At 64.8% G+C, this 19899-nt stretch carries 17 protein-coding genes and 1 pseudogene; 11 read left to right on the top strand and 7 right to left on the bottom strand.

The window, feature by feature from the left end; translation table 11 throughout:
* Positions 1-48: 48 nt before the first annotated feature.
* The 4 genes from HMPREF0298_RS10785 to HMPREF0298_RS10770 all read right to left on the bottom strand — a co-directional run bounded on the left by HMPREF0298_RS10785 (position 49) and on the right by HMPREF0298_RS10770 (position 4380).
* Positions 49-1089: an SURF1 family cytochrome oxidase biogenesis protein gene (locus HMPREF0298_RS10785; RefSeq protein WP_006841230.1), complete on the bottom strand. Its 1041-nt coding sequence runs from the start codon at positions 1087-1089 to the stop codon at positions 49-51.
* 63 nt (positions 1090-1152) lie between these two features.
* Complete coding sequence (locus HMPREF0298_RS10780) at positions 1153-3123, bottom strand: heavy metal translocating P-type ATPase (protein WP_186309936.1); 1971 nt, start codon at positions 3121-3123, stop codon at positions 1153-1155.
* The gene (cmtR, locus tag HMPREF0298_RS10775; RefSeq protein WP_006841228.1) at positions 3120-3485 is read right to left on the bottom strand and encodes a Cd(II)/Pb(II)-sensing metalloregulatory transcriptional regulator CmtR; all 366 of its coding nucleotides are present in this window, start codon (positions 3483-3485) and stop codon (positions 3120-3122) included. The genes HMPREF0298_RS10780 and cmtR overlap by 4 nt, the downstream gene beginning before the upstream one ends.
* 25 nt (positions 3486-3510) lie before the next feature.
* Entirely contained in the window at positions 3511-4380 is an 870-nt protein-coding gene (locus tag HMPREF0298_RS10770; RefSeq protein WP_006841227.1) for a cation diffusion facilitator family transporter, read from the bottom strand.
* 678 nt (positions 4381-5058) lie between these two features.
* Here HMPREF0298_RS10770 and HMPREF0298_RS10765 point away from each other — a divergent pair.
* From HMPREF0298_RS10765 to cydC, 4 genes are read left to right on the top strand one after another with little or no spacing between them, the layout of a single operon-like run.
* Positions 5059-6684, top strand: a complete 1626-nt coding sequence (locus HMPREF0298_RS10765) for a cytochrome ubiquinol oxidase subunit I (RefSeq protein ID WP_006841226.1) — start codon at positions 5059-5061, stop codon at positions 6682-6684.
* Between the two features lie 2 nt (positions 6685-6686).
* Complete coding sequence (gene cydB, locus HMPREF0298_RS10760; protein ID WP_006841225.1) at positions 6687-7688, top strand: cytochrome d ubiquinol oxidase subunit II; 1002 nt, start codon at positions 6687-6689, stop codon at positions 7686-7688.
* 5 nt (positions 7689-7693) lie between these two features.
* Positions 7694-9298 carry an ABC transporter ATP-binding protein/permease gene (locus tag HMPREF0298_RS10755; protein WP_006841224.1) on the top strand — a complete coding sequence of 535 codons (1605 nt, stop codon included), beginning with the start codon at positions 7694-7696 and terminating at the stop codon, positions 9296-9298.
* Positions 9299-9324: 26 nt separating this feature from the next.
* Positions 9325-10995: a thiol reductant ABC exporter subunit CydC gene (cydC, locus tag HMPREF0298_RS10750; protein ID WP_006841223.1), complete on the top strand. Its 1671-nt coding sequence runs from the start codon at positions 9325-9327 to the stop codon at positions 10993-10995.
* Positions 10996-11052: 57 nt separating this feature from the next.
* Here the strand turns inward: cydC and ccsB are convergent, their stop codons facing one another.
* Both ccsB and HMPREF0298_RS12820 read right to left on the bottom strand, forming a co-directional pair.
* Positions 11053-12084: a c-type cytochrome biogenesis protein CcsB gene (gene ccsB / locus HMPREF0298_RS10745; protein WP_006841222.1), complete on the bottom strand. Its 1032-nt coding sequence runs from the start codon at positions 12082-12084 to the stop codon at positions 11053-11055.
* A 35-nt stretch (positions 12085-12119) separates the two neighbouring features.
* The gene (locus HMPREF0298_RS12820; protein WP_311203428.1) at positions 12120-12326 is read right to left on the bottom strand and encodes a hypothetical protein; all 207 of its coding nucleotides are present in this window, start codon (positions 12324-12326) and stop codon (positions 12120-12122) included.
* Here HMPREF0298_RS12820 and HMPREF0298_RS10740 point away from each other — a divergent pair.
* Positions 12319-12651 carry a sensor histidine kinase gene (locus HMPREF0298_RS10740; protein WP_375542965.1) on the top strand — a complete coding sequence of 111 codons (333 nt, stop codon included), beginning with the start codon at positions 12319-12321 and terminating at the stop codon, positions 12649-12651. The genes HMPREF0298_RS12820 and HMPREF0298_RS10740 overlap by 8 nt on opposite strands.
* Positions 12652-13008: 357 nt before the next feature.
* On the opposite strand, the gene HMPREF0298_RS10735 is transcribed toward HMPREF0298_RS10740, so the two are convergent.
* A complete protein-coding gene (locus HMPREF0298_RS10735) occupies positions 13009-13584 on the bottom strand; it encodes a copper resistance CopC family protein (RefSeq protein ID WP_006841219.1) in 576 nt (191 codons plus the stop codon).
* A 273-nt stretch (positions 13585-13857) separates the two neighbouring features.
* Between HMPREF0298_RS10735 and HMPREF0298_RS10730 the strand changes: the two genes are divergently transcribed.
* The 6 genes and pseudogenes from HMPREF0298_RS10730 to HMPREF0298_RS12590 all read left to right on the top strand — a co-directional run.
* Positions 13858-16014 (top strand): bifunctional copper resistance protein CopD/cytochrome c oxidase assembly protein, encoded by a 2157-nt coding sequence (locus HMPREF0298_RS10730; protein WP_006841218.1) that lies wholly within the window; start codon positions 13858-13860, stop codon positions 16012-16014.
* A gap of 341 nt (positions 16015-16355) precedes the next feature.
* Entirely contained in the window at positions 16356-17147 is a 792-nt protein-coding gene (locus HMPREF0298_RS10725; protein ID WP_006841217.1) for a M23 family metallopeptidase, read from the top strand.
* 144 nt (positions 17148-17291) lie between these two features.
* Positions 17292-17623, top strand: a pseudogene (locus HMPREF0298_RS11950) (ArsR/SmtB family transcription factor).
* 101 nt (positions 17624-17724) lie between these two features.
* Positions 17725-18432 (top strand): DsbA family protein, encoded by a 708-nt coding sequence (locus HMPREF0298_RS10720; protein ID WP_006841216.1) that lies wholly within the window; start codon positions 17725-17727, stop codon positions 18430-18432.
* A 9-nt stretch (positions 18433-18441) separates the two neighbouring features.
* Positions 18442-19092: a vitamin K epoxide reductase family protein gene (locus HMPREF0298_RS10715; protein WP_006841215.1), complete on the top strand. Its 651-nt coding sequence runs from the start codon at positions 18442-18444 to the stop codon at positions 19090-19092.
* 491 nt (positions 19093-19583) lie between these two features.
* The coding region (locus HMPREF0298_RS12590; RefSeq protein WP_211205444.1) for a helix-turn-helix domain-containing protein at positions 19584-19899 on the top strand (316 nt) is incomplete at its 3' end.

Genomic DNA, 19899 nt, shown 5'->3' with positions numbered 1-19899 from the left:
CCGTATAGACATCGAGCGGGCCGCACCGTGTGGTGCGCAAGGCTGCGCTTAGAACCGCTCGCGCCGGCGGTTGGTGAATTTCCGGGAGTGATTCGGCTGGCTGTCGCCGTAACGGTCGTGCAACATGCGTGCACGGGCACCAGAGGATGCGGAAGTAGGAGCTTGGGCATGGGCGAGACCCTGGGTGTCATTTTCCGGGTGAGTGGTGCGGAGGGCGCCCACCGTGTCGGAATCTGTCTCTTCGTCCTGGGAGTCCCCGGTCTGCTGCGAGGATGTCGATCCGTCGGCCAGCTCGGCCTCCTCGCGGCGCACACGGCGGCGTTCCTTCAGCTCCGCCCAGATAAAATACCCCAGGCCGAGCGGGGCCATGATGCCGAAGGCGATCCACTGGAAGGCGTAGGACAGGTGCGAACCGCGGTCGAGCATGGGCACCGGGATGGCGTTGATCTCCCCGTCCTGCCCCTCGGCCAGCTGCACATAGTCCTCCGCCAGTTCCATGCCGGTCACCTCGGCGATCTGCGCGGTGTTGATGCCGTAGACCTGGCGGTAGCCCTGGTCCTCGATCGGGGGGGGCATCGTTGTCTGCTCGGTGAATCGGGCGTGGCCGACGATGGACTGCTCACCGGCTGGCGCAGTATCCATCGGTGGGACACCGCCCTCAAGCGGCGGGTTGAAACCCCGGTTGACCAGGATGACCTCACCGGAGTTCAGCTGGAAGGGAGTCAAGGCATGGAAGGCAGGGGAGGAGTCGACCGGACGGTTGCGCATCAGCACCTCATCCTCGGGCAGGTAGTGGCCCTGAAGGATCACCCGGGCCCATTCCTCCCCGGGCTCGATACTGCCCCGGGCGTCAAAGATCTCCTCGGCGGGGACGGGCTCGACCTCGAAGGCGGATTCGATCTGCTCGTTGCGCTCGACGATAGTGCTATCCCTGCTCAGCTGCCACGGCGCCAGAAAGGTAAAGGCGACGTAGGAGAAAGCGATGATGGCAAGGACACCGAACACCCAGCCGGGCCGGAGGAATGTCCGCCAGCCCTTCTTCTGCGGGGCCCGACCGTACCTGCGTTCACCTGTGCTGCTCACAGCCATGAAGTCTACTGCCCCGTCCGGTGAGAAAGTGCATCCTGTCGCCGGGTGCTCATGGGGAAAGCACTACGAGACCCGGGACCTTCCGTACGCATCCTCGTCGGCAGTGACCGTGGCCGCCTCGACGGGCTTCAGGTCAAGATGCTTGGTGCGGGCGGCCCGCAGGCCGTTGGCGATGACGATGACCTCGGCCACCTCGTGGACCAGCACGACAGCAGCCAGTCCCAGCACACCGGTGATCGCCAGCGGCAACAGGACGATGATGATCGCCAGGGACAGCACAATGTTCTGGTTGATGATCGCCCGGCCCCGGCGGGCGTGGCGCAGGGCCCGGGGGATCAGGCGCAGGTCATCGCCGGTAAACGCCACATCCGCGGACTCGATCGCCGCGTCCGAGCCCTTGGCACCCATGGCGATACCGATATCGGCTCGGGCCAGGGCGGGCGCGTCGTTGATGCCGTCACCGATCATCGCCACCGGGCCGCGGGTCCCCAGTCCGGCCACGGCGGTGGCCTTGTCCTCCGGGCGTAGCTCGGCCCGCACGTCCGTGATGCCGGCCTCCCGGGCCAGCGCAGCGGCGGTGCGGCTGTTGTCGCCGGTGAGCATGGTGACCTGGAAACCCTCATCGGTGAGCGTCCGGATGACCTCGGGGACCTCGGGGCGGAGTTCATCACGCACCCCGATCGCCCCCACGGGCTGGCCATCGCGGTGGATGACGACCACGGTCATGCCTTGTTTTTCCAGGTCCTCGACCTGACCGGCCAAGGGGCCGGGGGACAGCCAGCGGGGGCTGCCCACGGCGATCTGCGCTCCGTCAATAAGTCCGGTGATGCCCTGCCCGGCGGCTTCGTCGACCTGCTGGGCGGCCGGGGCCTGCGGTGTAGCGGCGGTAATGGCGGCAGCCAACGGGTGGGTGCTGTGAGCCTCCAGCGCCGCGGCCCAACCGAGGACATCCGCCCGGGCGGCTCCACCAGTGGTGAGCACATCTACGACGGTGGGCCGGTTGCGGGTCAGGGTGCCGGTCTTGTCCAGGGCCAGATGCCGGATACCACCGAGGCGCTCGAAGGCGGCGCCGGACTTGATGACCACGCCGAATTTGCTGGCCGCCCCGATCGCGGAGACGACCGTGACCGGCACCGAGATCGCCAGGGCACACGGCGACGCCGCGACCAGGACGACCAGGGCACGTTCAATCCATACGCCCGGATCCCCCAGCCAGGACCCGATGACGGCGACGAGGATGGCGAGGATGAGGACACCGGGCACCAGGGGACGGGCCAGGCGGTCGGCGATCCGGGCCCGTTGGCCCTTATCGTGCTGGGCCTGTTCCACCAGGGCGACCACGGTGGTCAGGGAGTTGTCCGTCCCGCCGGCGGTGGCCTCGACCTCGAGCGCCCCGGTGGTGTTGATCGACCCGGCCAGCACCGCATCACCGGGGCCGACTTCGACGGGGATGGATTCTCCGGTGATCGCCGAAACATCCAGGCTGCTGTGCCCGGAGCGGATGATCCCGTCGGTGGCCAGGCGTTCCCCGGCAGCCAGGCGCAACACGTCCCCGGGGACCAGCTCCTCGACCGCCACACTGCGGGTCACCCCGTGGGAGATGATGGTCGCGGTGGAGGGGATGAGGGCCAGCAGGGCACGCAGGCCCGAACGCGCCTTGTCCATCGCCTTATCTTCCAGTGCCTCGGCAATCGAGTAGAGGAAGGCCAGGGCGGCGGCCTCCTCGATGAAGCCCAGCAGGACGGCACCGAGGGCGCTGATGGTCATCAGCAGCCCGATACCCAGTTTTACCCGGGTGACCAGCCCCTTGAGGGCTCCGGGGACGAATTGGGAGGCGCCCAGCAGTAGGGCGAGCCAGAACAGGCCGGTGGCCACCAGTCCGGCCCCGGGGACGAACCACTCGAGGATCAGGCCGATGAGCAGGGACACGCCGGAAGCCACCGGGAGAAGGACGGCACGGTCACGCCACCACGGGGTGGGCTCCTCTTCGTCGGCCATCGGCACGGACGGTTCACAACCACAGGCAGACGTCATGACCGCTGGCCTCTTTCCTCATCACAGCAACCAGCAACCGGACACTGCGGGTCCAGGCACTCGGCGTTCTCATCGACGGCCAGGGTGGTCTCCACCAGGACGGCAAGCGCCCGGGCGAGGTGGGCGCCGACGATCTCATAACGGGTGCGCCGGCCCTCCGGTTCCGCGACGACGATTCCGCAGTCACGCAGACACGCCAGGTGGTTGGAGACGTTCGAGCGCGTCAACTCCAGGTCCCGGGCCAACTGTGCTGGATAGCCAGGGGCCTGAAGCAGGGACAACAGGATTCGGGACCGGGTGGGATCGGCCATGGCGCGTCCCAGCCGGTTCATCACATCAAGACGGGAGGCAATAGTCAGCATGCACTGACCATACAGTGGGGGATGACTAGTTGGCAATTGTCTCCGCCTGCTCGTGTGACCCTTTCGCCCTGTGAAGCGGAGTGTTAGCAGACGACCTCGTTGTGTATGTGGTTATCCTGTTCGAGTTGGATGGTCGAGTGCTCGATACCGAAGTTCTGCAGGCAGGCCTGGGCGGCGTCGAGGATTCCGCAGCCGGCGTGGCCCATGTCCTCGAGGGCCAGGCGGGAGGTGGCCAGTGATTCGGTGCCAACGGTGTTCCAAGTCTGCAGGTCGCGCACGGAAGCGACCCGGGCAGGCCGAGCAGTGTTGCTTCTACGTCGCGGGCGTCGATGTTCTTCGGGGTGTGGTTCATCAGCACCGCGAGGGAGTCGACCATCAGGCGCAGTGGTCTCGGCAGCACCATCGCGGCGATGAACAACGAGGCGATGATGTCGGCGGGCAGCCGGCTGGTGAACCGGATGATCAGGACAGCGATGATCACCGCGACCGAGCCGAGCAAATCGGAGAGCACACGTAGGTAGACGCCGCGCATGTTCAGGCTCTCGTGCTGACGACGCCCGAGGATCAAGGCGGAGATCGCGTTGGCGGCCAGGCCGACCATCGCGACGATGAGCATCACGCCGGTGTCGAGGGGGACCTGTTCGCCGATCCGACCGAGCGCGCGCACGACGATCATCACCGAGATGGCGCTGACGATGGTCGCATTGATCAGCGTGGTGAACACCTCGACGCGGCGGTGGTTGTAGGTAGCGGTTGAGCGGCCGATGAGGATGGCGATCAGGGCGATCATCAGTCCCGTGAAATCCGCGAGCATGTGCATCGGATCCGACAACAGAACCAGCGAGCCAGAAATAACGCCACCGGCTACCTGGGCCAGGAAGATCGTGAACGTCAATCCCGGGGCCTTCAACGAGCCCGTCAGGCCATGACCACGACCATGGTCATGGTGGAAGGTTAACCCACATTCCGCTTTATTGAAAGACTAATGAAAAATCCAGAGGCCTTACCTGAAAATATGTGTCTCCGGGCGAGAAGATGACTCCCTGTGCTGGGTTTGCAGGAATCCCCTGGCTGGCTGCGCGGGGATCCTTTCCTAGGGCGACGTCAAGCCAGGAGCGGGCGAAACGAGCGGTAGCGGCGCCCTGAACGGCACCAATTTTTCCAACCATCGGGAGCAGACGAAGATGATCCGCCGCTACATCGCCTAGCACAGAACCCACGTCATCAACCCGCAGCTATGTAAGGTCATCAAACCAGCCAGCACCATCAAAAAGGCAAAGGTTGTCTGACGCGGTACTACTAGGGGCCTCGAAGGAGGAGTGAACCGATTCAGGTCATAGAGGGGTATTTCGGAACAGTTCAATGTCCTGTCTGATTAGGGAGATGCGTCACGTTCGTGGAACTTTCTCGTTGCCGGGCCGACAGCTCGTATGTACCTGAATTTAACTCGGGTGTCGGCAGGAACCGCGAGCCGGGAGTGAGTGAGGCTGGGTCGCAGCGCCTGCCGGAGCAGGAATCGTCGCAGTGGCGATGTGCCATCTGGACGGTTCGTCAACTGGGAAAGGCGCATTCTGTGGATCTTGTCGATGTCTCACGCTGGCAATTTGGCATCACGACTGTCTATCACTTCATATTCGTCCCCCTGACCATTGGGCTTGCCCCCCTGGTGGCCATGATGCAGACGGCCTGGCACCGGACCGGGAAGGACATGTGGTACCGCGCCACCAGGTTCTTCGGCACGCTCTTCCTGATCAACTTCGCCATGGGAGTGGTCACCGGCATCGTCCAGGAATTCCAGTTCGGTATGAACTGGAGTGAGTACTCCCGCTTCGTCGGTGACGTCTTCGGCGGGCCGCTCGCTCTCGAGGGGCTGGCCGCCTTTTTCTTCGAGTCCATCTTCTTGGGGGTCTGGATCTTCGGTTGGGAACGCGTGCCCCGCTGGATGCACCTGGCTTCGATTTGGATCGTGGCGGCCGCGACCAACGTCTCGGCCTACTTCATCATCGTGGCCAATTCCTTCATGCAGCATCCGGTAGGCGCGGCGATGAACTACGAGAACGGGCGCGCAGAACTGATCGATGTTTGGGAGCTGCTGACCAACCCGGTGGCACTGGTGGCCTTCCCGCACGCGGTGGCTGGTTCCGTGCTCGTGGCCGGTACCTTCGTCGCTGGCATCAGCGCCTGGTGGATGGTGCGGTCCCGCCGCCACGCAGCCAAGATGGACGGGAACTCCGAGGACGCCGGACAACTGTGGCGGCCGCTGCTGCGCATGGGATTGTGGGTCACATTATTGGGGATCGTATTCGTCTCGATCACCGGTGACTTGCAGGCGAAGGTGATGTTCGAGGTCCAGCCGATGAAGATGGCCTCCGCGGAGGCGCTGTGCCACACCGAGGAGGATCCGTGGTTCTCTATTTTGGCCATCAGCACGTTCAACGACTGTAACTCGGTCTCCGAGATCTTCAGTGTTCCCTGGGTCCTGTCCTTCCTGGCTGGCGGCCAGTTTGCCGGTGTGACGCTGCAGGGCGTCACGGATCTGCAGGCCCAGGCCGAGCAGCTCTACCGCCCGGGAAACTACTCGCCGAACCTGTTCGTCACCTACTGGTCCTTCCGCCTGATGATTGGCTTCATGACTGCCTCCATCCTGGTAGTCATCCTCGGCTTCTGGCTGACCCGCAGGAAGCGCACCACCGACAAGCGGTGGTTCGCCTGGCTCGGCCTCATCGCGATTCCGTTCCCCTTCCTGTCCAACTCCGCCGGCTGGATCTTCACCGAGATGGGACGCCAACCTTGGGTGGTGTACCCGAACCCCGACTTCGGGCCGGAGAACAGTCCGAATGGGGAAAATGACATCCACATGATCGTGGACTTCGGTGTGTCCAACCACTCGGTGACCACCGTTTGGATCTCCCTGATCGCCTTCACCCTGATCTATGGCGTTCTGGCCGTGGTCTGGTTCTGGCTCATGCGCCGCTTCGTGGTTGCCGGGGCGCTCGCCCCCGGTGCTTCCGAGAACATCGCTGAGGACACCTACGGTCCGGACGCCGAGGAACTGGAACCGCTGAGCTTCAGCGCCGACAGTGCTGAGAACACCGAGGGCGCCGAGGGCGTCGAGTCTACCGGCTGGAATTCCACAGCTGTCGCCACGAAACCGCGCCGGCAGCGCGGCGAGCGCACCGATGATGGGCAGGAGAGCTGACCATGGATCTGCAGACTCTGTGGTTCATCGTGATCGCCTTCTTGTTCGTGGGTTATTTCGTCCTGGAGGGCTTCGACTTCGGCGTGGGCATGCTCCTGCCGTTCCTGGGCGGTGATGACGATGAGCGCGCGCGGCGTCGCGACGCCGTGGCCACCAGCATCGGCCCGGTGTGGAACGCCAATGAGGTGTGGCTCATTGTGGCTGTAGGCGGCATGTTCGCCGCGTTCCCCGAGTGGTACGCCACATTGTTTTCCGGGCTCTATCTACCGTTGCTGCTCATCCTGATCTCCCTGATCCTGCGCGGTGTCGCGCTGGAGTGGCGCGTCAAGGTGGACACCCAGGTCTGGCGCGACCGCTGCGGCATTGGGCTGGCGATCGGCAGCTGGGTGCCGGCGATTTTCTGGGGTGTGGCCTTCGCCAATATCGTCCAGGGCTTGGCGATCGATGCCAACCGGCAAATTGATTCCAGCCTGGGTGCCATGTTCGGCCTGTTCAACCCGTACGCTGTGCTGGGGGCGTTGGCCTTCGTCTTGCTGTTCATGGTGCACGGCGCCACCTTCCTGGGCATGAAGGTGCATGAACCGCTGCGCAGCCGTGCCCACTGGCTGGCCCGTCGGCTGACCATCCCCGCCGCGCTGGCCACCTTCGGCTTTGCGGCATGGACCCAGCTGGGGCACGGGGACCCGGTCCTCTGGATCGCCGTTGTTGTCCTCGCCCTGTGTGTGGTCGTCGGCTCGGTGGCCATCCTGCGCAACCGCGACGGCGTCGCATTCGCTGCCACCGCCGTGGCCGTGGCGACCCTGGTGGTGCAGATCTTCGCGACCTTGTTCCCGAACGTCCTGCCCACCTCACTGGCCGATGGGGTGTCGTTGAATATCTACAACGCCTCCAGCTCGGACTACACTTTGACCTTCCTGTCCTGGGGCGCCCTAATTCTGGTGCCGTTCGTCCTGGCATCGCAGGGTTGGACCTTCTGGTCCTTCGCCAAGCGGATCAAGGTGTGAGCCGGATGCAGGGGCCTATTGACCCTAGACTCCTCGCCCTGGTTCCGCCGGTGCGGGGCCTGATCCTGCGCACGGGCGTGCTGCAGGCGTTTATCACCGTGCTGGTGCTCGCCCGCGGCGTGCTCATCGGCTGGGTCGCCGCGCGCGTCATCCTGGACCGTGGTGCCGACTGGGAGGTGCTGACCTGGCCAGTGGTGGCCCTCTTCGCCGCCATCGCCGTCCACGGCGTCGTGGCTGCCCGCGCGCAACGCTCCTCCTCGGAGAGCGTCGGGCGGGTCGTCGACACCCTGCGTGCCAAGGCGTTGGCCGCGTTACGACGTCGCGATCCCCGCCGCGTGCAGGAGGAATCGGCCCACTGGCGCGAGGTCCTCACCGATGGCACCGAGAATTTTCGGCCCTACCTGAACCAATTCCTGCCCTCCCTGGTCGCTGCCGCGCTGGCGACTCCGGCCGCCCTGGTCGTGGTGCTGGTGGCTGACCCCGTCTCCGGGATCTTGGCGCTGGTGACAGTGCCATTGATTCCGGCCTTCATGGTGTTGATCGGTAAGCTGACCGCCGCCCATACACGACGTCGTCTGGAGGTGACTAGCGCTCTGGGCGGGCAGCTGGCGGACTTGTTGTCCGGCTCGCTGACACTGCGGGTACTGGGCGCCACCCACCAGCCGAGCAGACAGCTGCGGTCCACGGGGCGTCGCCACGAAAAGGCCACCATGTCGGTGCTGCGCCTGGCGTTCCTGTCGTCGTTTGCCCTGGAGTTCCTGGCCACCCTTGCGGTGGCGCTGGTGGCTGTGAGCATCGGGCTGCGCCTGGTGGACGGCAACATGGAGCTAACCGCAGGACTGATCGCACTGATCGTGGTGCCGGAGGTGTACAACCCGATCCGGCAGGTGGGCACGAACTTCCACGCCGCCGCCGACGGACTCACCGCCGCCGAGGAGATCCTGGAGCTGCTGGACGAAGATGAGACTCGCCCCGTGGGCCACCACGGCCGGAACTACCTGACCCACTGTGGCTCCCCCGCGGGCGTCCAGCTGACAGTCACCGACCTCAGCGTGGGCGGCCGCGACGGCACGAAGCCGGAGAACCTGAGCTTCACCGCCGAACCCGGGAAGATCACCGTCCTGTACGGCGACAACGGCTCCGGAAAGTCCACCGTGTTCCTCGCCGTCCTGGGCGCGCTGCCGGATGACCTGGTCACCGGAGAGATCACCGCCCCGCCGCCGGAACGCACGGCCTATCTGCCAGCCCGGCCGGTGCTGGTGCCCGGCAGCGTCGAGGACAACCTCGTGCTGCTGGGTGCGCAGCGCAAACCGGCCACCGAAACCGCCGGGAACCTGTGGTTCGACGTACCGTTGAAACGCCGTCTCGGCCCACAGGGCGAGGGCCTCTCGGCGGGCCAGAGCCAACGCCTGACCCTGGCCCGCACTCTGGCCCGCGGCAGCGGACCCACGCTGCACCTATTGGATGAACCCAGCGCGCACCTGAGCCCGGAGCTGGTAGAGGCCCTCTCCACCGAGCTGCGCCGGCGCGTTGCGGCCGGACACACGGTGGTGCTGGCCACCCATGACGTTCGCCTGGCCGCAATCGCAGATGAGGTGGTGTACCTGTGAGAGCAGATATTCGATCACTTAACGGAATGCTCCGCCTGGCTGGGGTGCGGCACCGTGAGATTATCGCGGGCGTCGCGGCCGGCTCCATCACCCTGATCTCTGCGCTGACCCTGACCATCGTCTCCGGTTGGTTGATCACCAAGGCCTGGCAGATGCCACCGGTGATGGACCTGACGGTCGCGGTCACCGCCGTGCGGGCGCTGGGCATTTCTCGGGCGGTATTCCGTTACGTGGATCGGTTGCTCAGCCACCGCATCGCGCTGCGTGCCCTGACCACGTTGCGTTCTCGGGTCTTCGATGCGCTGGCCTTCGACCATACCGGTTCCGGGCGGGGGCATCTGTTCACCCGCGGCGACGGGCTGGTGCGCCTGGTTGCAGACACCGAACGCGTCACCGATGTCATCGTGCGCGCCGTCGTGCCCGCTGGGGTGGCGGTGGTACTCACCGTCTTTGCAGTGGCCGGGGCTACTTTGCTGCATCCCGTGGCGGGTCTGGTTCTGTCACTGGGCTTCGTGGTCACCGGAGTGCTTGCCCCCTGGCTGGCGGTGCGGGCAGCCAGGCGCTCACGTCGGATACTCGCCGAGGATAATTTCGAAGTGGCTCTGGATGAGCTGCTGGACCACCGCGTGGAGTTCGCCGCCGCCGGTCTGGAAGAGCAGCGCGAGGATCTGGCCGTCGCGGCGTCGCGATGCAGTAGCAACGCCACCGTCGCCGCCGAGAAACCCTTGGCAACGTCACAGGCGCTGATCCAGTGGTCCACCGGCCTGGCCGGGGCACTGACGGTGATCGTCGCCGCGCTGGCATACACTGGGGATCCCACTTGGCTGGGCATGGTGGTGTTGCTGCCGTTGGCGGCTTTCGAGTCCCACGCGCAGCTCTCGGAGGCCGCGATCCACGCCGACGAGGCTTCCCACAGCGCCCGCCGCCTCACCGACCTGGTCGAGGAGTCCGGTACCACTCCGACAACGGATGGTGGGGAGGTGACAGCGTGGGAGCTTGACAACTGCCATCTTAGAGCCACCGACCTACGCTGCCGTTTCGGTGACATCAGTTGGCAGGTGGATCTGCTACCCGGTGAGCGTATGGTCATCCGCGGCCCCAGCGGCTGCGGCAAGACCACGTTGCTGCAGACCCTGGGAGGCCTGGTGCCACCACGCAGTGGTTCTGCCACGCTGAGTGGGCACCCGGTCCCGGAGATCGACCAAGTCACGCTGCGAGAAACCCTGCGCGTGCACGCCGAGGACGAGTGGCTCTTTTCCACCACCATCCGGGAGAATCTCCTGGTAGCCAACCCCGATGCCAGCGACGGGGAACTCCGTGAGATCCTGCGCGCGGTGGGGCTGGCGGACTGGTTGCGGGAGACCGTCGGAGCGGGTGCTGATCCGCTGGACCTGCTGCTTGCCGACGGCGCGGGCTCCCTGTCGAGCGGTCAGCGTCGCCGTCTACTGCTGGCTCGGGCACTGTGTTCCACCGCGCCGGTGCTGCTGCTGGATGAGCCGACCGAACATATCGCGGCCACGGACGCGGCGGCGTTGCTAGACCTCCTGCTCCACCAACCGCTGCCGGGACCGCTGCCACGGCGCAGCGTCATCCTGGTCACCCACGCTAACGACACTGACTCGACAACCGGGCAGGTGGGCACGCAGACCTTCCCCGACCCGGTGCAGATCAGGACCTCACCCCCTTACCAGGACTAAAAAGATGGTCACACTCGAGACAGGAGCGACAATCAGCGATATTAAACGCAGGCTCCTTTAGTTCAGTCCGGCGTAGGAGTGCAGACCAGAGACGACCAGGTTGATGAAAAACAGATTGAAGATCATCGTGGCCAGGGCCAGGATATTGATCCACGCGGCCTTGTGATCGCGCCACCCGGCGGTGGCACGGGCATGCAGGTAGGCGGCATAGAGCACCCAGGAGATAAAGGATGCGGTCTCCTTCGGATCCCATCCCCAAAACCGGCCCCACGAGGCCTCCGCCCAGATCGCACCCAGAACAATGCCCAACCCCAGCACGGGCAACGTAATGATGGCGGACTTGTAGGCCAGGGCGTCGAGCTTTTTCGCACTCGGCAGCGGCTTGGCCACAGCACCGAAGAAGCCACGCTCTCTGCCCTTCGGCTGCCAGATACGCAGCAGGTAGAGCAGGGAAGCGATGCCCGAGACGATGCCAATCGCCGCGCCCAGGGACACAGTGGAGACATGGACGGGCAGCCAGTAGGACTGCAGGGCGGGCACGACTGGGGCGGAGTTGGAGTAGAGGCTGGTGCCACCGAAAAACAGCAGGACCAGGATCGGGACCAGCAGCCACGGCCACACGCTGCGCCACTCACGGCGCTGGATGACAATCGCTGCGGAGATGACCGCCAGGACGCAGATCATGGAGATGTACTCGTACATGTTGCCCAGCGGGAAGCGGTCGGTGGCCAGGCCGCGCAGAACCACCGACATGAGGTGGACCACTGCGCCCAACCAGGCCAGAGCCTGAGTCATGCCACCGAATTTATCGGCGGAGGCCTCCTGGGCAGCATATTGCTCATCGGTGAGCAGGGGGTCGGTGGCGTTAACGTCTCCGATTGACCTGTCAGTGAGGTCCCCAGTGCCGGTACCGGCGCCCACAGCGACATATTCGGGGTGGGCGATGTCTTCGCGTGCCCGTCGGGCGTCGATGACCCCTTGCATCTTGACGTAGAAGACCAGGGAGAGCACCAGGGCGAGCAGGTAGATCACGAAGGCGGTCTGGAAGGCGGTGTCGGAGAAGGTGGAAAGGGTCTGATTAACAGGCATCAATGGATAAAGTCCTTATGATTTAGGGGCGGGTGTTACTGACTGGGGCTTGTGACCAGAACAGGTGTGTTCTCCTCGGCCTGCTCATCGATGTCGTCTGGATCGGGCAGGCCGAGCAGTGCACGGTGGAGCTTGTCGAACTCCCCACCCCAGCCGGCGCTATCGGTGCGGGCCAGGCCACCCATCTCCACGAACGTGGAGCTCCCGTCGGCGGAAGGTCGCAGCCGGATCCAGATGGACAACCTGCTGACCAACGCGCTGCGCCACACCCCGCCCGGCGGTCAAGTCAGCATCCGCGTTGCCCGCCGAGGGGCCAACAGTGTCCTCATTGAGGTCGTCGACACCGGGGGCGGGATGACTGCGGAACAACTCGGGCACGTCTTCGAACGGTTCTACCGCGGGGACACCGCCCGCGACCGCGACCACGGCGGTTCCGGTATCGGCCTGACCATCTCCCGGGCCCTGATGGAAGCTCACGGCGGAACACTCACCGCCACCTCGCCCGGACCAGGCGAAGGCGCCGTATTCACCATCGGTCTTCCCCTACTCCCGAAGGGCACCCCCTGATGGCCAGCGACCCCCGCCCCCTGCCGGAAGGCACCCCTGGAGGGGCATGATGGCCGGGGAGTTTCCCCCACGATCCCACCGATCCAAAGGAGCGATCCGATGACCACCCCGACTCCCCCTCGGCTGCCACCGGCCTCCACCGGCTGCGGGTGCTGCGCGCCCGCTACGCTCTCCCGTCGGCGCAACACCGGACACACCTTCCCCCCTGCGAGGTGATCGGGAAGGAAGCATCATCAAGGCAGTCCGCCCTACGGCGGCTCAATGCCTCTGGGGAGCCCTGGGCCTGCGTCTGAGGCACTTCCTGGGGCAGAGGCCGAGGCTGTGCACCCGAGGAAGACCCGCACACCCGTGGCTCTTCTACCCCGTGGGCGTGTTCCGACCCCTAAGGATCAGCACGAGGACGGCAGCGATGACACCGATGAGGGCCAACCCCGCAAGAATCAGGACTATCGGATTACTGACTACGGAGGTGTCCTCCTCGGCGGTGCTCTCGGCGGCTGTGGTCTCCTCCCCAGGCCTGGCGTCGGCGCCCGTGGTGGTGGCGGCCGTTTGGGCGTCACCGGCGACGGTGAAGGTGGTCTCGCTGCGGGTGGCGTGGCCGTCGGAGGAGAGGATCTGGAAGCCGACGGTGTAGTCACCTGGCCCGCCGCTGACACCCGCAGGTAGATCAAGGGTCACCAGTCGGCCGTCGATGGTCGGCTCACCACTGAACAGGAGATCACCGGAGCCCTGGTCGGTGATGGCCACGGTGCTGAAACCCTCCTGGGGCAGCCCGGAAAACTCCAGCTCGATGCGGCGCGGAAATTCCTCGACCACTTCACCGTCCGCGGGATTGCCGCCGATCACGGAGTCATGCGCGAGGGCAACCGGGGTGGCTACGACCGTCAGGGCCCCGACCGCCACAACAGTAGCCAGCACACGACGAGGGAGCATGGGGGAGATGATCACAAAAGTCCTCCTGGACTGGGCCGGTTCTTCAACCGGATGTGAGCGACTACGACACCTGCCTGCGGGAGGTACCAAGAGAGTGGTCGGAACGGGCGGGAGGAAAGTTCCCGGCCACGCCGCCTTCACCGGGTGTTGTTCTTCCCAGGTCGGTGCCCCCTGCAGGGGGCGAACCGGAGGAAGAGACCGGTCCCTGGGCAATGTACAAGAACACCCGCAGGCCCCATTAGGGTGAACCTCACGCCCGCTTCCGAGCACACCATGAGAGCGGAGGCGGCATGGACGGCGAAATGGACACAGATGACCCACCCGGTAAATGACACCCCCACTGCCACGGATACGACCACAGGGACGCCCCCCACCATCGGGAGCCGGCCTCAGGAGCGGGTACGCCCCACGTGGCCGTTGTACCTGCTCTTTTTCGCCGTCGCCGGTGCCATCGGCGGGACGGTGGCCTACAGCTTCCTCGGTGAATCCCTCGCGGCCCTGGGGATCCCCAACCCGGGCATCGCGACCACCTTCGGGTTGCCGTTTTTCCGTGCGGTCGGTTGGATGCTCGCTGCCCTGTCCGCCGGTTCTTTCCTGTTCGCTGCTTTCCTCATCTCCCCACGGTTGCCCGGCGGTGATCACGACCGCCTGCACCAGGCCTCGTTGAGTGTGGACGGGCACCTGGCCTCGCGTACCGGTGCGGTCGCGGCCATCTGCTTCGGACTGATCGCGTTGTTGATGATCCCGCTGGTGCTCTCAGATGTCTCCGGCACCCCCCTGGCCCAGACACTGGGCCTGGAGACCCTGACGGTGGCCGTCGAGCAGGTGGCCATGGCCCAGGTGTGGCTGATCGTCGCCCTTATTGCCCTGGTCACCGGTTGTACGGGCCTGATGAGCCGGGCGTGGATCACCCAACCACTGTTGCTCCTCGGGTCAATCCTCATGATCATCCCCCTGGGCCTGACAGGGCATTCCTCCTCGGGCGGTAACCACGACCACGGCACCAACTCCTACCTGTGGCACCTGGTCTTCTTAGTCCTGTGGGTCGGCGGACTCATGGCCCTACTCGCCCACGGTCGTCGCCTGGGACCTGACCTGGATATTGCGCTGCGCCGCTACTCGACAATCGCCCTAGTCTCCATCATCGTCATGGCCGTGTCCGGGCTGGTCAACGCCGCCATCCGCATCGAGCTGACGGATCTGTTGACCACCCGTTACGGGTTAATCATCGTGGCCAAGACCATCGGCGTGATCATCCTCGGTGTCTTCGGGTGGATCCACCGGGCGTGGGTCATTCCGCAGGTGCAGGCCAACCCCGCTGATCGTCGCCTGTTCCGCCAGGTCGCCATCGTCGAGGTGCTTGTCATGGCGGCGGTCACCGGTATCGCCATCACCATGGGGCGCACCCCGCCGCCCCCACCGCGCATCCCGAACCTCTCGCAGATGGCCACCAAGCTCGGCTACGAGCTGTCCGAGAAGCCCACCATCCTCAACGTGTGGGGCATGTGGCGCTTTGACCTGCTGTTTGGTGCCCTCGCCCTGCTGCTGGCCGTCGGCTATCTGGCCGCTGTGTGGCGCACCCGCCAGGCAGGTCACACCTGGTCGAGTACCCCCACCGCCTGGTGGTTGGCCGGATGTGTGACCCTGCTGGTGACGATGAGCTCCGGGATCGGGCTGAATATGCCCGCGGTCTTCTCGGTGCACATGGTCGGCCACATCATCTTGTCGCTGGTCATCCCCATCTTCCTGGTGCTGGGTGCCCCGCTGACCCTGCTGATGACCGCCTTCGCCCCGGGGGCCCCGGGTAGGCCGAATATCCACGACTGGGTGCGCGCCTTCACCCGCAGCCGGTTGGTGGGGGTGATCACCCATCCGGTGGTCAACACCCTGCAGTTCCTGGTGTTCTTCTACGTCATGTACCTGTTCATCCCGCTTTATGAGCTGCTGATCTCCAAGTACGCGGGGCAGCTGATCATGAACACCGTGCTCCTGGTCTCCGGTTGCTTCTACGTCTGGGGGATGCTCGGACCCGACCCGATCCCGCGCCGGCGCCCAGCCACCGTCCGCCTGGGCTGGCTGGTTGCCTCCCTGCCCGTCCACCTGCTCGTCGGGGTCTATCTCCTGCGCCTGGACACGATCCTGGGCGAGGAGTTCTACCGCTCCCTGCTCCTGCCCTGGGAGCTCGATCTGCTCGCCGACCAACGCACCGCCGTCCTGGCCTGGGCCACAGGTGTGGTCCCACTGGCCGTCGTCGCCCTCCTGCTCATCGGCCATTGGCCGGGCACGGTCGGGAAAACCACGGGCAACGAGGAAAAGACCACCACCGGTAGCAACGCCGAGAACGAAAACCACACCACATTCCTCGGCCCCACCACGGACGGTAAGACCCCCACGTCCGACCACGGCACCCGGACAACCGACCAGCCTTAACCACCCCGGTCTCACCGCCGGCCCCTCACGGGGCCAGCGAGGAACTGGTCGCGTGACCTCCTCCCGGGCTCCCGCAGCCATGGCCCATGCCTCGACGAGGCCAGCGACAAGCCCGAGACAGGCCTTTCCCTTGGTGATCCCCCCGCCCATCACAGACACCTCCCCAACTAGGAGCCGAACTATGAAATAGATCACTAAATGGACTCCGGAGGTGACTTCGGTGGGGATGAGAAGTTAATGTCACCTCCATCAGGTAACGAAACAGTCACAATTTCGTCTCTAACGAGTACAACGGTGAGATCGAGTGTGGCGGAACAACGGACAACGACGGAAGAAGATTCATGCGACTGAAGGCTCAGCGATCAGCCGGAGGAAAACACCGCAAGATCCCCACCCCGCAAACCAAGAGCCGCGTAGCCCTGGTGGCCGTGGCCACGGGCGCGGTCTCGTCTGCGGGTCTCAGTGGTGCCGCCGCCGCCACGCTGCAGACCCAGGCTGAGGCCCCGATCTCCCCGCAGGACACTGTCGGTGGCGTGCAGTTGGCCACCAATGACACCGCGCTGCCCCCGGACACGACGGAGACGGCCCCGCAGATCCTGACGATCTCGGAGTATAAGCCGGTAACCAATATCAACGAGCAGTTGGACAAGGCGGTTGAGTACGCCGCCGAGCGCACCGAGGCCGCCCGCGCTGAGGCTGCACGTCTGGAAGCAGAACGCATTGAGGCAGAACGCCTGGCCAACGCCTCATCCGTGGTCAAACCCACTGAGGGCACCTTCACCTCCGGTTTCGGTATGCGCTGGGGCAGCCTCCACGCAGGACTAGACATCGCCAACGTCGTGGGCACCCCAATTCTTGCGGCCATGGGCGGCACCGTCATCGACTCCGGACCGGCTTCCGGTTTCGGCCAGTGGATCCGCATCCAGCACGATGACGGCTCCATTGCCGTCTACGGCCACATGGAAACCCTCGATGTCAGCGTGGGTGAGAAGGTCACCGCCGGCCAGAAGATCGCCGGCATGGGTAACCGAGGTTTCTCCACCGGTTCCCACCTGCATTTTGAGCTCTACCCGACCGGCAGCGGCGCCGTGGACCCGGCTCCCTGGTTCGCCGAGCACGGCATCACCTTCTAACCTTCCCCCCACCCGGGAGAAAACCCGGTCCTGACCCTCAGGCCAGCGCCTGTGGTCCGGATGTAAACATGCTCCCGGTCATCTCACACTCCTCCGCCGAGGGCACCGAGGAGTAGTACAGGGGATTGTGTACTCTCTACGATTATGAGCACGGTGACCGTCACTCACACCTCGGCGTTGTCCCGGGTGGGCAATGCCCTGTCCGATGACACCCGGACCGGGATCCTGTTGGCCTTGCGCCACGGGCCCGCCCGACCGTCCGTGCTGGCCCGGCAGTTGGGTGTCTCCAAACAGGTGATGTCGAATCAGTTGGCCTGTCTGCGCGGATGCGGGCTGGTGGCCTCCACCCCCAGGGGCGCAACGTCTGGTATTCTCTGGCTGACCCCCAACTGGGTCACGCCCTCGGTGAGTTACTCGAGTTGGTGGTCACCATCGATCCGGCCTGTTGTTCGCCGGACGGGTGCACCTTCTCATGACCGCCTCGGTCCTGGAGGACTTCGTCGCCACCTTGCCGGGTCCCCCGGGGCCCACGGCCTCGACACCCCTTAATTTCCACCAGAGATAGAACGGAGCCCTCGTGAGCACCCCCACCACCCGCACCACCTCCACCCGGCCCTCCGGGAATTGGAGAAAAGCCCAGATCATTGTCTGGGCGTTATTGGCAATCGTCGTCATCGCCGGGATCGTCGCCTTTTTCCTCGGCCGATCCGACTCCGCTTCTGCGCCCGCCCCGGAAACCGTGGCCAGTGATGCGGGGCAGGTGGTCCGGGACAACAGTCGGGTGCTGTCCCAGGCGCCGAACGAGAAGGCCGTGCTGGTGGAGTTCCTCGACTTCGAGTGCGAGGCCTGCCGGGCGGCTTACCCCTTCGTGGAGGAACTACGTGCGGAGTACTCCGACACCGTCACCTTCGTCAACCGTTACTTCCCGCTGCCGGGTCACCGCAACTCCATGCCCGCTGCCGTGGCTGTGGAGGCTGCCGCCCAGCAGGGCCAGTACGAAGCGATGTACCAGCGGATGTTTGAGACCCAGTCTGAGTGGGGTGAGTCCGCCGAGGACAACAGTGCGGTCTTCCGCGGCTTCGCCGAGGACCTGGGTCTGGACATGGCCGCCTTTGACGCCGCTGTGGCCGATCCGGCCACCGAGGAACGGGTCCGACTCGATGTGGCTGACGGCACGGCCCTGGGTGTGCGCGGCACCCCGACCTTCTTCCTCGACGGCCAGCTCCTGACCCCGGACTCCCTGGAGCAGCTCCGGGCCGAGGTCGACGCGGCCGCCGCCGACTAACCCGAATCCATGACGCACCCAGCCACCGCCGACGACAATGAGGTTCTCGTGACCGAGCCGAACAACGACACCTTCCTGCCGGTCTTTGCCCGCCAGCGTCCTTTCGCCCTCATCCTGCTGGTCACCGGCGTGATCGGCTGGGTGGCCTCCGGCATCCTGGTGCTTGAACGCCTGGCCCTCTACGAGGACGCCGAGCATGTCACCACCTGTGACATCAACGCCCTGGTCTCCTGCGGAAAAGTGATGGGAACCTGGCAGTCCGAACTCTTCGGCTTCCCCAACCCGTTGATCGGCATCGTCGCCTTCGCCGTGGTCATCACCACCGCGATGGCCATGCTGTCGGGGGCACGCTTCGCCGACTGGTACTGGGGAGGTTTGCAGGCGGGTGTGACCGTGGGCCTGCTGTTCATCATCTGGCTGTGGTACCAGGCGCTGTTCGTCATCCATATTTTGTGCCTGTACTGCATGGTGGTGTGGGCGATGATGGTCCCGCTGTTTATCCTGCTCACAGTACGCAACCTCGCCCACGGCCGCTTCCCCGCCTCGCCTGCTGTGGTGCGGTTTGCCTCCCAGTGGGCAGGCACCCTGATCGCCGTGGTCTACGTCGCTGTGGCCGCCTCGGTGTTCCTCAGCTTCTACTCCGATTTCACTAACCTCTAACTCCCACGAGCTGTGGTTTCCTTTCCCACACCTCTACCGAAGGCCGGGTGGCCCAGGTCCCAGGAACTGGGCCACCCGTTCCTGTATCAATGGATGGCTCGTGCAGCTGCCTTTGGGCAGCATTGACCAATCCCCACAACCGGACCTGGTTGTGGGTGTTTCGCTCTGATCCTGGGGTTGTGTCCAGTAAGGGATGAGGAGCTGCTGGGCTTCATCTTGGCTGAGTTCATTGATGACCTCAGGTGAAAGACGAAGATCATTTTCCAAGGCCTGGATAAGCCACGGTGGCAAGGGAGGAACCTGGGATGGCTCCAGGTGGGCATGAATCCCGCCGTAGAGCCGGCCCATCTCCTCGATGACCTCGGCCAAGGCACGGGTGTGCGGGTGGTCCGCCTGTTGTAGTTGCTTCACCCAGTGGCTCTGTCAGCGCTCTTTGAAAAGTAGCCCAAAACGCTCCTCGAAAAGTAGCCCACCCGGAAAAGATTGGATGGGTGATTTCATTGGAGGAATGGGCGCAGATCCGATACCTGCGTGGGCAGGGTCTGTCATTGAGGAAGATCGCGGCCGAAGTGGGCTGTGCGAAGAAGACGGTGGAGAAGGCTTTGGCTTCAGATTCGCCGCCTTGTTACAAGCCACGGGATGCCAAAGGAACGAGTTTCGATCCGTTTGAACCGCAGGTCAGGGAACTTCTCGCGGAAACACCGCAGCTTAATGCCAAGGTGTTGGCTCAGCGAGTGGGCTGGACAGGCTCGGATTCATGGTTTCGCAAACACGTTGCCAGGATCCGGCCTGAGTATATGCCCGCCG

The sequence above is a fragment of the Corynebacterium lipophiloflavum DSM 44291 genome, assembly GCF_000159635.1.
Lineage (GTDB): Bacteria > Actinomycetota > Actinomycetes > Mycobacteriales > Mycobacteriaceae > Corynebacterium > Corynebacterium lipophiloflavum.
This window is presented reverse-complemented; position numbering and strand designations above follow the sequence as displayed.

Bases quoted from the DNA above. Each gene is read 5' to 3' on its own strand.
- cydC (WP_006841223.1), top strand. From the start codon at position 9,325: ATGCTCCGCCTGGCTGGGGTGCGGCACCGTGAGATTATCGCGGGCGTC.
- HMPREF0298_RS10730 (WP_006841218.1), top strand. From the start codon at position 13,858: ATGAGAGCGGAGGCGGCATGGACGGCGAAATGGACACAGATGACCCAC.
- HMPREF0298_RS10785 (WP_006841230.1), bottom strand. From the start codon at position 1,089: ATGGCTGTGAGCAGCACAGGTGAACGCAGGTACGGTCGGGCCCCGCAG.
- HMPREF0298_RS10755 (WP_006841224.1), top strand. From the start codon at position 7,694: ATGCAGGGGCCTATTGACCCTAGACTCCTCGCCCTGGTTCCGCCGGTG.
- HMPREF0298_RS10780 (WP_186309936.1), bottom strand. From the start codon at position 3,123: ATGACGTCTGCCTGTGGTTGTGAACCGTCCGTGCCGATGGCCGACGAA.
- HMPREF0298_RS10725 (WP_006841217.1), top strand. From the start codon at position 16,356: ATGCGACTGAAGGCTCAGCGATCAGCCGGAGGAAAACACCGCAAGATC.
- cmtR (WP_006841228.1), bottom strand. From the start codon at position 3,485: ATGCTGACTATTGCCTCCCGTCTTGATGTGATGAACCGGCTGGGACGC.
- ccsB (WP_006841222.1), bottom strand. From the start codon at position 12,084: ATGCCTGTTAATCAGACCCTTTCCACCTTCTCCGACACCGCCTTCCAG.
- cydB (WP_006841225.1), top strand. From the start codon at position 6,687: ATGGATCTGCAGACTCTGTGGTTCATCGTGATCGCCTTCTTGTTCGTG.
- HMPREF0298_RS10740 (WP_375542965.1), top strand. From the start codon at position 12,319: ATGGACAACCTGCTGACCAACGCGCTGCGCCACACCCCGCCCGGCGGT.
- HMPREF0298_RS10715 (WP_006841215.1), top strand. From the start codon at position 18,442: ATGACGCACCCAGCCACCGCCGACGACAATGAGGTTCTCGTGACCGAG.
- HMPREF0298_RS10735 (WP_006841219.1), bottom strand. From the start codon at position 13,584: ATGCTCCCTCGTCGTGTGCTGGCTACTGTTGTGGCGGTCGGGGCCCTG.